Raw genomic sequence first — 12,827 nt, 5'->3', positions numbered from 1 at the left:
TTTTTTGTCTTCTGTTGCGTAATTGTTAGGTTTATCTCACCATGGCGAAAGCTGACCCGGATTCACATCTCATCAGGAGTAAATATGATTACGCTATGGGGCAGGAACAACTCGACCAACGTTAAGAAAGTGCTCTGGACGCTTGAGGAGCTGGATTTACCGTTCAATCAAATCATGGCCGGCATGTCGTTCGGCGTGAACAAAGAGGCCGACTATCTGGCCATGAACCCGAACGGCCTGGTGCCGCTGCTGCGCGATGATGAAACCGACGCGACGCTTTGGGAATCCAACACCATTGTCCGTTACCTCGCCGCCCAGTACGGTCAGGGCCGCCTGTGGGTTGAAAGCCCGGCCCGTCGCGCCCAGGGTGAAAAGTGGATGGACTGGGCGAACCAGACGCTATCGCCAACCCACCGCGTGATCCTGATGGGGTTAGTCAGAACCCCTGAAGCCGAGCGCGACTACCCTGCCATTCATGCCGCTCAGGATGCGTGTGAAAACCTGTTTGCGATGATGGATGACGAACTGGCGAAGCACGCCTGGTTCTCCGGTGAGGCGTTCGGCGTGGGCGATATTGCCGTGGCGCCGTTCGTCTGGAACCTGACCAACCTCGGCCTGAAGTGGACGCCGCGCCCTCACCTTGAGCGCTGGCTAAAACAGCTAAGCGATCGCCCGGCGTACCGCAACGTGGTAATGATCCCGGTCACCTGATTACGCACCGGACGGGCTGACTTTTAACAGCTGCCCGTCCGTCTCGTCGGTCAGAACGTATAAATAGCCGTCCGGCCCCACCCGCACATCGCGAATACGTTTATCCCGGTCGCCGAGAATTCGCCCGTCCTCCGTGACCTTATTGCCCTCCACGCTCAGCACGATAACGTCCTTTTCCTTCAGCGCGCCGATAAACAGCTTGTTTTTCCACTGCGGGAAAACGTCGCTGTTGTAAAACGCCATACCGCTCACGGCAGGCGACACTTTCCAGACGAACAGCGGTTTTTCGGTTCCCTCAACGTGCTCGCCTTTGGCTTCCGGAATTTTCAGACCGCTGTAGTTAATGCCGTGCGTCGCCAGCGGCCAGCCGTAGTTCTTTCCTTTCTCCGGGATGTTGATCTCATCCCCGCCGCGCGGACCGTGCTCGTTCAGCCACAGCGCGTCGCTCCAGGGATTCATCGCCATCCCCTGCGGATTGCGAATGCCGTAAGACCAGATTTCGGGTCGCGCGCCGGGGGTATTCACAAACGGGTTATCCGGCGGCACTTTTCCGTCTTCGGTGAGGCGCACCACTTTACCCTGCAATTTATCCAGATCCTGCGCCGTCGGACGCTGGTTATTCTCGCCGAGTCCGATAAAGAGCGAGCCTTTGCCGTCGAACACCAGTCGCCCACCAAAATGGTTACCGGTGGAGAGTTTCGGCATCTGGCGGAACACCACCTGGAAGGCTTCAATGCGCGTCAGATCGTCACTCAGTCGGCCATAGCCCACCGCCGTTCCGGCCTTGCCGTCACTCCCGGCTTCGGCGAAGCTCAGCCAGATGCGGCGTGATTTTTTAAAATCCGGGGCGAGGACCACGTCCAGCAATCCTCCCTGACCGTTTGCCCAGACCTTCGGCACGCCGACAATCGGATCGGACAGCCCTTTTCCGGCCTGCCAGCGTTTGAGCTGACCGCCCTTCAGGGTCACCAGCAGGCCTTTATTGTCCGGCAGAAACGCCAGAGACCAGGGATGATCGAGTTTGTTTTGCAGCACCTCGACCTTGACTGCCTCTGGGGCCGCAAGAAGCGAAAACGGAATGAACAGCGCAGGCAGGGAAATTAGCGAGGATCGAGGCATAACACGCTCCTTTATCGGCATATGGCATAAAGGTTAGCCACTGCATCCGGGCGCGTTACCACTTTTACAAAAGCTTAATCAGAAGGGGGAGTTGCCTCCCCCTGGGTCAGTGCTGTTCAAGCTTCTCGTGCTCGTTCAGGCACATGATGCATAGAGAGAGCGTGGTCAGGCAGTTTTCAAGCTTCTCCGCGTTAACAGCGATAAAATTCGGGCAGTCGTGGCGTCCGTTCATCAAACATACCCCAGCGATGGAAAGTACCTCAGCGGCGCGGCGCAGGGCGATCAGCTCACTTTCGCCGTATTTCGCCTTCAGGGTCGGTGCTTTTTCACGCATGAAATTGCAAAGTTCAAACAGGTTATCACGCAGATGTTCGCTTTCGCTGACTGACATATACCCTTTTGCCTTCCTCAACTGCAGGTACGCGGCCAGGTCGATTCGGGCGTTGATCAGCTTGTTAAGCAGATCGCGTTTTAGTCTGTCAACGGTCATGCTCTTTCCTCCTCTGTCAGCCATTGTGCATAATCAGGATAAGTACATTTTTTGTACAGTTTAATGCCTGGGATCAATTTTTATTAACTGATTAACATTATTTACAATGTTACAACGTCTGCCCGGCGCATCCGCCTTGCAAAGAGTGTATAAATCCCCCGCGATACGCTGTAAAATCCCGCCCTGATAACTCCATAATTGATGAATTTTTAACCTATGAGCAATGTTACGCACCAGCCTAAAATCGGCTTCGTCTCCCTGGGCTGCCCGAAAGTCTAAAATAATACATTGCTGCTTTTTTTCTAATCCCCAGTATGACTGGCTTAGGCGAAAAAAAGCCGGGATAAAAACCCGGCGCTTGAATCAATATTTAATGCTGTCTCCCGCAAATTCATTCTTCACGAAAGCCGGGTTTACCGTTGGCTTTACGCCATGCTTTAACCTCTTTACCCCCCCTTCAGGACTATCTTCACGGTCATATCGGGGGTAGTAGATAAGGTCAGACCCGTCAGGGTGCTCGGTCAGGTGCTTAAACTCCAGTATGTTTTTATATCTTCACTTTCTGAAATGTCCGCAACGTTAAAGAATTTACGGACGAACTCCAGGAACTCGTTTTCTGTGTAGTCACTGAATGACCGCTTCAAGATGTTTCCCCGCCAGCGATTTGCACGATAACGTCTTCCGAATAGAATTTTTCGCCGAGTAAATTTTCTAAATCCAATGCCTGTTTTTGGCTAACATTGAACCCTGCGATGCCTTTGACAAATGCATCTTCGTCATCCGGCCCCCACCCCATGACAGCAGCAACTCCTTTCAGTTTGCTCTTAGGGATCTCAACCTCTAAAACCAACTCTTCGCTTTGTTTATCAAAAACTTCCACAGAATAAATTATCATCACTTTTCTACCTTTCTGGTTGGATCTGCTGGCTTGGTTTGCTCACCTGTTATGTGATTGAACTCGCCTAAATGGTTGCGGCCCGAACGATCATAAACTTCGACTGTGCCATGTTGAGAGTCCCATTCATAAATTTTACCTTTGGCATCTTTCCATCTTGCCCGAAGTTGTCCGCCACCTTGAATAGCTGTCTTACGTGGTGCTCTTTTCGCATCAGGGAATGCTGGTAATGGTGGGGTCCCTTTTGGTGCTGTGTGGTATTTGTGATCCGCATTCAGATAGACGTAAATCGGATCAAAGGTCCCTGCTGGATGCACCAGAATATAATCCCGGAATGAACGTTCTCCCGGTGCTGGGTTAACTGTTGACCACGGGCTGTTGATTTCACTTTCCGGGTAAACCAGTACATTCGGAGGAATATAGACATTGTTCTGGTTGCCAGTGTTGGTCGGGGAAGAATATCCCGGATCGTCAGGAGTCCAAACGATTGTCGGCTTATCTGCGCCATCCTCCCAGAACTCATAGTTCCCGGTGGTGGTGTTCTTCTGAAGCATGCGCACAGGCACTTTGTCCTGTCCACCTCTGGCGCTGACGTGGAAGCCTTTCGGCCTCATGGTGCCGAACTGGTCAGCTTCCCAGCGAAAGCGAACACGGGTCAGAACATCTTCTTTATTCCGTGCGGCCTGCTCAAGGCGCATTTTATCAATGTAGTCCTGTTCGCCACTGTTGAGCTTTGGCGAGTAGAACATGCCAAATAGAAAAACGGTTGGAGGACTCGGGGCTATCCAGCGACCAGCCGTTGAAAGATTTCCTCCGATTTTTTGCACTGCTGCGTATCCGGCCTCAGTTGCTGCATCAGTGGCGATCCCTGCGCTCGCAGCCGCTTTCGGGGCATCCGAGGAACTGTAAAGGCGCTTATACCACGGGCGGTTATCTTCTGGTGGTGGAGTCGGTTCGGCTGGTTTGAGTTTCTTTGCAGCCTGCGCGTGTTGGACGGGTTCCGATTCTGTTTGTTCCGGTTGAGGAAGTGCTCGGTAGTAGCCAACATGACCGAAATTATCAACAGATTCCTGATCAGTTCCTGCGTCAGTGCAGCCTTCACCTCGCAAACATGATTTTGCAAAAACGGGTAGAGCACTAAGGGCAGTAACGGCAACAGCATTGTTTACTGGAGGTTCTGACATACCGAACGGATCGCTGATCTCCACAGTGCCAGGGGCGATCAGGAAGTTCGATCCACTTGGACAGTCACAATGGATGATTGAACCATCAACGGCGACCGCTTCGCCGTTCGTTTGTCGGTGATCTCCACTAACAATGACTCCGATTTTCCCACATTTCGGGCAAGGTGTGGTCTTATCGCCGATATAGAGTTTCCACTTTCCCATGACAGACATACCAGGGCGTGCGGCTATGCATCGTGAGCCTGTAGAGGTTTTATCCCCGTCTAGCCCAACATTTTTACCGTGAACAATACAGCCTCTGTTTACAGATGCCATAGTGACCGCCTTAGTTCAGAAAATTCTCTTTTGTACTGTTGCATAAGTCCCTCTACTTGTTATAAAAATAATCCACTAGGCCATTTTACAAGCAATAACCAGACATAAAATAGGCATTAGTTCTAATCAAAACATCGTTTCTTAATCAGAAGAATCGGTTGGCACCGAAAACCTGCCGCGAGCACAATTCTTCAGTACAAATTTCCCCCCAAACTCTGTAGAATCCCTGCCCTGACCATTCCAAAAATCGAACAATTTTTAACCTATGAGCAATGTTACGCACCAGCCGAAAATCGGCTTCGTCTCCCTGGGCTGCCCGAAAAACCTCGTGGATTCCGAACGCATCCTGACCGAACTGCGCACCGAGGGCTATGACGTGGTGCCAAGCTACGACAACGCCGATATGGTGATCGTGAACACCTGCGGGTTTATCGACAGCGCGGTTCAGGAATCACTGGAAGCCATCGGTGAGGCCCTGACGGAAAACGGCAAAGTGATTGTTACCGGCTGTCTGGGCGCGAAAGAAGACCAGATCCGCGAAGTGCACCCGAAGGTGCTGGAGATCACCGGCCCGCACAGCTACGAGCAGGTGCTGGAACATGTTCATCACTACGTGCCAAAACCAAAGCACAACCCGTTCCTGAGCCTGGTGCCAGAGCAGGGCGTGAAGCTGACGCCGCGCCACTACGCTTACTTAAAAATTTCCGAAGGCTGCAACCATCGCTGCACCTTCTGCATCATCCCGTCCATGCGTGGCGATCTGGTGAGCCGTCCGATTGGCGAAGTGCTGGCGGAAGCTAAACGTCTGGCCGACGCGGGCGTGAAGGAGCTGCTGGTCATCTCCCAGGACACCTCGGCTTACGGCGTGGACGTTAAACACCGCTCCGGTTTCCACAACGGCGAGCCGGTGAAAACCAGCATGGTAGGCCTGTGCGAACAGCTGTCTAAACTCGGTATCTGGACGCGTCTGCACTACGTCTATCCGTATCCGCGCGTTGACGACGTGATCCCGCTGATGGCGGAAGGCAAAATTCTGCCGTACCTGGATATCCCGCTGCAGCACGCCAGCCCGCGTATCCTGAAGCTAATGAAGCGTCCTGGATCCGTTGATCGCCAGCTGGCGCGTATCAAGCAGTGGCGTGAAATCTGCCCGGATCTGACCCTGCGCTCCACCTTCATCGTCGGCTTCCCGGGTGAAACCGAAGAAGACTTCCAGATGCTGCTCGACTTCCTGAAAGAAGCCCGTCTGGACCGCGTAGGCTGCTTCAAGTACAGCCCGGTTGAAGGCGCTACCGCCAACGAGCTGGCGGACCAGGTGCCGGAAGAGGTGAAAGAAGAGCGCTGGAACCGCTTCATGCAGCTGCAGCAGCAGATCTCTGCCGAGCGTCTGCAGGAAAAAGTGGGCCGCGAGATCATGGTCATCGTTGACGAAGTGGACGAAGAAGGCGCGATTGGCCGCAGCATGGCGGACGCCCCGGAAATCGACGGCGCGGTGTACCTGAACGGCGAAACCAGCGTTAAGCCGGGTGATATTATTCGCGTGAAGGTTGAAAACGCGGACGAATATGACCTGTGGGGTAGCCGGGTTTAATCTCCTTCCCCCTCACCCTAACCCTCTCCCCACTGGGGAGAGGGGACTGCTCGGTGCGGTTTTTCACCCTCGCCCCTTTGGGGAGAGGGCCGGGGTGAGGGGCAAGCAAAAGCCTACCCCTTAATCCTCGGATCCAGCGCGTCGCGCAGCCCGTCCCCCAGCAGATTAAACGCCAGCACGGTCAGGAAAATCGCCAGACTCGGGAAGATCGCCACGTGCGGCGCAATCACCATATCCGCCCTCGCCTCGTTCAGCATCGCGCCCCACTCCGGGGTCGGAGGCTGCGCCCCTAGCCCCAGAAACGACAGGCTGGCCGCCGAGATAATCGACACGCCGATACGCATGGTGAAATAGACCACGATGGACGACACCGTACCCGGCAGAATATGGCTGAACAGGATGGTGGCATCGCTGGCCCCCATGCTGCGGGCTGATTCGATAAAGGTCTGCTGTTTCAGCACCAGCGTGTTGCCGCGCACCAGGCGCGCGAACGCCGGAATCGAAAATACCGCGACCGCAATGATGACGTTCGCCATGCCGCTGCCCATGATCGCCACCACGGCAATCGCCAGCAGAATGCCGGGAAAAGCAAACAGCACATCGCAGATGCGCATGATGATGCGGTCCCACCAGCCTTCGTAATACCCGGCAACGAGGCCCAGCACGGTACCGATGGCCGCGCCGATCAGCACCGCGAACACCCCGGCGGCGAGCGAGATCTGCGCCCCGACCAGCACGCGGCTAAAGATATCGCGCCCGAGTGAGTCCACACCGAACCAGTGCAGCATCGACGGTCCGTCGTTCAGACGGTCATAGTCAAAATAGTTTTCCGCATCAAACGGCGCCACCCACGGCGCAATCACCGCCACCGCAATCAGCAGCAGCACAAACAGCCCCGCGGTCATCGCGACCGGCTGACGGCGAAAACGCCGCCAGAATTCAGACCACGGGGTGCGGACGTGGTCCGGTTTTAGCCCCGGCATCGCGTTTAAAACGGCCTGACGTCGCCAGTTCAACAATCGCATCTTACTTGTACCTGATGGCCGGGTTAATGGCGGCGTAGAGCACGTCCACCACTAAGTTGATAAGAATAAACTCCAGCGAGAAAAGCAGGACTTCCGCCTGAATCACCGGGTAGTCGCGCATCTCGACGGAGTCGACCAGCAGGCGTCCCAGCCCCGGCCAGTTGAAGACCTTTTCCACGACGATCGAGCCGCCGAGCAGGAAACCAAACTGGAGCCCCATCATCGTCACTACCGGGATCATCGCATTGCGGAATCCGTGCTTGAGAATGACCCACTTCTCGCTGACCCCTTTCGCCCGCGCGGTGCGAATATAATCTTCGCTCAGCACGTCAACGAACGAGGCGCGGGTAAAGCGGGCCATCACCGCCGACACGGCAGCGCCCAGCGTCATGGAAGGCAGGATGTAATGCTTCCAGGTATCGGCCCCGACGGTCGGCAGCCAGCCCAGTTCGACGGAGAAGATCTGCATCAGCAGCATCCCCAGCGCGAACGCCGGGAAGGAGATGCCGGTCACCGCCAGCGCCATGCCGAGCTTGTCCGGCCAGCGGTTGCGCCAGACGGCCGCGATAATCCCGGCGCCAAGCCCAAACACGACCGCCCAGCTCATGCTGGCTATCGTTAACCAGAACGTCGGCATAAAGCGGCTGGCAATCTCCTCCGACACCGGACGGCGCGACACCATTGAGATACCAAAATCGCCCTGCAGAACGTTGCAAATATAGTGGATGAACTGCATATACAGCGGCTGGTCGAGGCCAAGCTGCTTACGCACCAGGTCAATAACGGTGGCATCCGCCTCAGGCCCGGCGACCAGACGCGCCGGATCGCCCGGCAGCATATGGACAAACAAAAACACCAGGACCGCTACAATCAGCAGCGTCGGAATAAGCCCCAGCAGGCGTTTACAAACATAATTCAGCATGAGGTTTATTTTAAATCCGCATCGTCAAAGCTAAAGCCCGTGTCCGGCATGATGTAGAACCCGGTTAACGCTTTGTTATGGGCTGACACCAGTTTCTCCACCACCAGCGGCACCCACGGTGACTCTTTCCAGATAATATCCTGCGCGTCTTTGTAGAGGCGCGCCTTCTCTTCCGGTTTGGTGGTTTTCAGGGCATCGGCCAGGTCTTTGTCCACCTGCGGGTTGCTGTAAAACGCGGTGTTGAACAGGGTTGGCGGCCAGTTCTGCGAGGCAAACAGCGGCGACAGCGCCCAGTCGGCTTCACCGGTCGAGGCCGTCCAGCCGGTGTAGAACATCCGCACGCCGCTCTCTTTCTGGCCTTTCCCCTCCACTTCTGCCGCACGCTGTCCGGCATCCATTGCGGTGACCTGTACCTTGATACCCACCTGCGCCAGCTGCTGCTGGGTAAACTGCAGCACCTTCTGGGCGGTACTGTGATTATGCGAGGACCACAGCGTGGTGCTGAAACCGTTCGGGAAGCCCGCCTCTTTCAGCAGCTCGCGCGCTTTAGCCGGATCGTACGGCCACGGCTGATAGCTTTGCGCATAGGCGATCGCCGGCGGCAGCACGCCGGTGGCCGGAGTGGCATAGCCGGCAAAAGCGACCTTCACCAGCGCCTGACGGTTAATGGCGTAGTTGATGGCTTCACGCACCTTCGGATTATCGAACGGCTTTTGCGTGACGTTCATGCTGATGTAGCGCTGCATGATTGACGGGCTGGCGACCAGCTCCAGCTTGCTGTTTTTCTGCAAAATGGCGGCCTGCTCGTACGGGATCGGGAAGGCAAACTGCGCCTCGCCGGTTTGCAGCATCGCCGCGCGGGTGTTGTTGTCCACCACCGGGCGCCAGGTGATGGTGTCGAGCTTCGGCAGCCCCTGCTGCCAGTATCCCGCGAATTTCTTCACCTTCACAAAATCGGTCTGGTTCCAGGTGAGCAGTTCGTAAGGGCCGGTGCCAACAGGGTGGAAACCGATCTCCTTGCCGTATTTCTTCAGCGCGGCAGGGGAAATCATCGCGGTTGCCGGATGCGCCAGGATATTGATAAACGCGGAGAACGGCTCTTTCAGGGTGATTTTGACCGTCGCCGGGTCGACCACCTCGGTGCTGGCGATATTTTTATACAGGTTATAGCGCTTGAGGCTATTTTCCGGATTGCTGGCGCGGTCCAGGTTAACCTTCACCGCCTCCGCATTGAAGTCTGTCCCGTCCTGGAACTTCACGCCGGTCCTGAGCTTGATGGTATACACCAGCCCGTCGTCGGACACGGTGTACCCCTCCGCCAGCACGTTTTTGAGCTTCATCTCTTTATCGAGGCCAAACAGGCCCTGATAGAACGATTTCGCCACCGCCTGAGAGAGCGTGTCGTTGGCGTCATACGGATCGAGCGTGGTGAAATTGGAGCCGACGGCGACCACCACATCTTTGGCAGCGAACGCGGGGGCAGCGGCCAGGGCTGCCGTCACGCTCGCGGCTAACAACCATCTACGCGCTACAAATGTAACCATTGTGTTCTCCTGCCTGTTGTAAGTTATAACCGCGAAAAAGCGTTGTCCTGACGCGGGGGAGCGACGAAATGACCCGGCCCGACCTCGCGCAGCGTCACGCGCTCCACGGCCTCGCCGCGTTTATGAATATTGCTCGGCATTTCATCCTGCAGCAGCACGCGCTGGCCGTGACGATGCGCGGGATCGGCAACCGGGACCGCCGCAATAAGCTTGCGGGTGTACGGATGCTGCGGGTTTTCAAACACCGCCCTTCGCGGCCCAATCTCCACGATCTGCCCCATAAACATCACCGCCACGCGATGGCTGATGCGCTCGACCACGGCCATATCGTGCGAGATAAACAGAAAGGCGATGCCCATATCCCGCTGTAAATCCAGCAACAGGTTGATGATTTGCGCCCGGATAGAGACATCCAGCGCCGAGACGGACTCATCGGCAATCACCACTTTCGGGTTCAGCGCCAGCGCCCGGGCGATGCAGATACGCTGCCGCTGTCCGCCGGAAAACTCGTGCGGATAACGCCATGCGTGCTCCGGCTTCAGGCCGACGCGCTCCAGCAGCCAGGCCACGCGACGCTGGGCCGCTTCGCCGTCGAGCAGGTTATGTACCCGCAGCGGCTCCATGATCGAATACCCCACCGTATGGCGCGGATCGAGGGAGGCATACGGGTCCTGGAAAATAAACTGAATATCCCGCCGCACCGCCTGCAGCTTGCTGTCCGGAAGGGTATCAATGCGCTCGCCGTTAAAGGTAATGCTGCCTTCCTGTGATTCCACCAGACGGAGCAACGCGCGCCCGGTGGTGGATTTACCGCAGCCGGACTCCCCCACCAGCGCCAGCGTTTCGCCCGGCCAAAGATCGAAACTGACGTTTTCAACCGCGTGCACTTCGCGCTTAACGCGGTTCAGTACGCCGCTGCGCAGCGGAAAACGGGTGACCAGATCGCGCACTTCCAGAATGGGCTTACCCGGCACCACGGTGTCCTGCTCGCGCTCCTCCTCCTGTAGCTCAGACGCCTCAAGAGAAATCAGCGGGAAGCGGCGCGGCAAATCGCTGCCGTTCATCGCCCCCAGGCGCGGAACCGCCGCCAGCAGCGCTTTGGTGTAAGGATGCACGGGCGCGTGAAAAATCTGCTCGACCGGGCCGGTTTCCACCGCGCTGCCCTTGTGCATCACCAGCACCCGATCGGCGATATCGGCGACTACGCCCATATCGTGGGTGATGAATATCACCCCCATCTCCATCTCCTGCTGCAGCACTTTGATGAGCTGCAGGATCTGCGCCTGAATCGTCACGTCCAGCGCCGTCGTCGGTTCATCGGCAATCAGCACCGCCGGACGGCAGGAGAGCGCCATGGCAATCATCACCCGCTGGCGCATGCCGCCGGAAAGCTGATGCGGGTAGCGACCCAGAATGGCCTGCGCCTCCGGAATGCGCACCAGCTCCAGCATCCGTCGGGCCTCTTTGAGCGCTTCATCGCCGCTCAGTCCCTGATGCAGGCGGATGGACTCGGCGATTTGTTCCCCGACCGGGAAAACCGGGTTCAGGGAGGTCATCGGCTCCTGGAAGATCATCGCAATATCCGCCCCGCGCACGCCCTGCATCTGCGAACCGCTTAGCTCATTTAAATCAATGACCTGACGGTTACGGCGGCGCAGGAGCATTTTCTCGCTGCTGATTTGCCCGCCCGTCTGTTCCAGCAGGCGCATCAGCGCCAGCGCGGTGACCGATTTACCGGAACCAGATTCGCCAACTATCGCCAGCGTCTCGCCGCGCCTGAGCGTGAACGATAAATTCTCTACTGCGGGGATGAACTGCCGCTCTTCCTGAAACGCAATATTGAGCTGATGGACAGCCAGCACTTCGCGGTTGTCCAGTTCTTCACTGTGCGGCACGCGCTGCCCCCTTATTCACGATAGATGCCCGTGCTCGGTTCATCACCGGCATAACCCCAGGCGCGGTACATACCTTCGCTGTTGAACGGCAGAGCCACGTTGCCCTCACGATCCACCGCAATGAGCCCGCCGACGCCGCCCAGGGCAGGCAGTTTCTCCATCACCACGCGCTCGCAGGCTTCGCTGAGGCTTAAACCGCCGTAATCCATCAGCGCGGTGATGTCGTAGGCCGCGAGCGCGCGGATAAACACTTCCCCGGTTCCGGTACACGACACCGCCGCCGTCGCGTTATTGGCGTAGCAGCCGGCGCCCGGCAGCGGGCTATCGCCGACGCGCCCGGGCAGCTTGTTGGTCATCCCGCCCGTTGAGGTCGCCGCCGCGAGGTTTCCGGCCTTATCCAGCGCCACCGCGCCGACCGTGCCCATTTTGGTGGTTTCATCCAGCGGCGCACTGTGGTCAAGCTGCATCATGCCCGCCGAACGGGCTTCCAGCAGCTGCTGATAGCGCTCCTCGGTGGAAAACAGATCCGGCGATACCGGTTCCATCCCGTGCCCGAAGGCAAACGCCTCTGCCCCGGCCCCTGTGAGCAGGACGTGCGGACTCGCCTCCATCACCAGACGCGCCGCCAGCACCGGATTGCGCAGATGACTCACGCCGGCCACGGCGCCCGCTTTCAGGGTGACGCCGTCCATCACGCAGGCATCCAGCTCGTGCGTTTCATCCCGGGTAAAGACCGAACCGATCCCCGCATTAAATAACGGACACTCTTCCAGCAGGCGCACCGCCTCGGTGACCACGTCCAGCGCGCTTTCGCCCGCTTCCAGCATTTTCTGACCCGTTTCCACAATGGCGTACAGCGCGTCGATATAGCGCTTTTCCTGCTCGGGACTGAGCTGTGCTCGGGTGATTGCCCCGGCGCCACCATGAATTGCGATTACCGCATTAACCATTCGCATCACCCGTTAGCCTGATTTGCGGCTTTTTCTATAAATATCATTATCGTCGATGAAACTTCAGATGATTTTTGAATATAGAAAGACGTAACTGTGATGTAAAGCGTACACCCATCGGGTCATACAGTTAGCCGCACTTTTCTGCCATAATGGCCGCTTTCGTTGTTACTCCGCAGGAGCCCA

11 protein-coding genes and 1 pseudogene are annotated in these 12,827 nt (G+C 56.9%); 2 read left to right on the top strand and 10 right to left on the bottom strand.

All coding sequences use genetic code 11. The annotated features are described in order from the left end of the window. Positions 1-84 precede the first annotated feature (84 nt). Entirely contained in the window at positions 85-711 is a 627-nt protein-coding gene (locus USF70_RS02715; protein ID WP_039261465.1) for a glutathione S-transferase family protein, read from the top strand. Here USF70_RS02715 and USF70_RS02710 read toward each other — a convergent pair whose 3' ends face one another. The 5 genes and pseudogenes from USF70_RS02710 to USF70_RS02690 form a co-directional block, all read right to left on the bottom strand. Next, positions 712-1,830, bottom strand: coding sequence for a PQQ-dependent sugar dehydrogenase (locus USF70_RS02710; protein ID WP_167818288.1), 1,119 nt, complete (start codon positions 1,828-1,830; stop codon positions 712-714). A 106-nt stretch (positions 1,831-1,936) separates the two neighbouring features. After that, on the bottom strand, positions 1,937-2,320 hold the full coding sequence (gene bssR, locus USF70_RS02705; RefSeq protein ID WP_023310914.1) for a biofilm formation regulator BssR: 384 nt from the start codon (positions 2,318-2,320) through the stop codon (positions 1,937-1,939). A 391-nt stretch (positions 2,321-2,711) separates the two neighbouring features. Next, a pseudogene (locus tag USF70_RS02700) lies at positions 2,712-2,967 on the bottom strand (bacteriocin immunity protein). Beyond that, positions 2,961-3,218, bottom strand: coding sequence for a hypothetical protein (locus USF70_RS02695; RefSeq protein ID WP_126802266.1), 258 nt, complete (start codon positions 3,216-3,218; stop codon positions 2,961-2,963). Before USF70_RS02695 ends, USF70_RS02700 begins: the two are co-directional and overlap by 7 nt. Continuing rightward, positions 3,215-4,714: an S-type pyocin domain-containing protein gene (locus USF70_RS02690; protein WP_033145026.1), complete on the bottom strand. Its 1,500-nt coding sequence runs from the start codon at positions 4,712-4,714 to the stop codon at positions 3,215-3,217. The genes USF70_RS02695 and USF70_RS02690 overlap by 4 nt, the downstream gene beginning before the upstream one ends. 265 nt (positions 4,715-4,979) lie before the next feature. Here USF70_RS02690 and rimO point away from each other — a divergent pair, with 265 nt between their 5' ends. Continuing rightward, a complete protein-coding gene (rimO, locus tag USF70_RS02685; RefSeq protein WP_320735246.1) occupies positions 4,980-6,305 on the top strand; it encodes a 30S ribosomal protein S12 methylthiotransferase RimO in 1,326 nt (441 codons plus the stop codon). Positions 6,306-6,418: 113 nt separating this feature from the next. Here the strand turns inward: rimO and gsiD are convergent, their stop codons facing one another. From gsiD to iaaA, 5 genes are read right to left on the bottom strand one after another with little or no spacing between them, the layout of a single operon-like run. Beyond that, on the bottom strand, positions 6,419-7,330 hold the full coding sequence (gene gsiD, locus USF70_RS02680; protein ID WP_024908682.1) for a glutathione ABC transporter permease GsiD: 912 nt from the start codon (positions 7,328-7,330) through the stop codon (positions 6,419-6,421). 1 nt (position 7,331) lies between these two features. After that, complete coding sequence (gene gsiC, locus USF70_RS02675; RefSeq protein ID WP_023310911.1) at positions 7,332-8,252, bottom strand: glutathione ABC transporter permease GsiC; 921 nt, start codon at positions 8,250-8,252, stop codon at positions 7,332-7,334. A gap of 5 nt (positions 8,253-8,257) precedes the next feature. Continuing rightward, positions 8,258-9,796: a glutathione ABC transporter substrate-binding protein GsiB gene (gene gsiB, locus USF70_RS02670; protein WP_033145024.1), complete on the bottom strand. Its 1,539-nt coding sequence runs from the start codon at positions 9,794-9,796 to the stop codon at positions 8,258-8,260. A 23-nt stretch (positions 9,797-9,819) separates the two neighbouring features. Next, the gene (gsiA, locus tag USF70_RS02665) at positions 9,820-11,691 is read right to left on the bottom strand and encodes a glutathione ABC transporter ATP-binding protein GsiA (RefSeq protein WP_320735245.1); all 1,872 of its coding nucleotides are present in this window, start codon (positions 11,689-11,691) and stop codon (positions 9,820-9,822) included. 11 nt (positions 11,692-11,702) lie between these two features. Further along, positions 11,703-12,641: a beta-aspartyl-peptidase gene (gene iaaA, locus USF70_RS02660; protein WP_182931688.1), complete on the bottom strand. Its 939-nt coding sequence runs from the start codon at positions 12,639-12,641 to the stop codon at positions 11,703-11,705. Positions 12,642-12,827 lie beyond the last annotated feature (186 nt).

The organism is Enterobacter sp. 237C8 (genome assembly GCF_034106865.1).
GTDB classification, from domain to species: domain Bacteria; phylum Pseudomonadota; class Gammaproteobacteria; order Enterobacterales; family Enterobacteriaceae; genus Enterobacter; species Enterobacter asburiae_B.
This window is presented reverse-complemented; position numbering and strand designations above follow the sequence as displayed.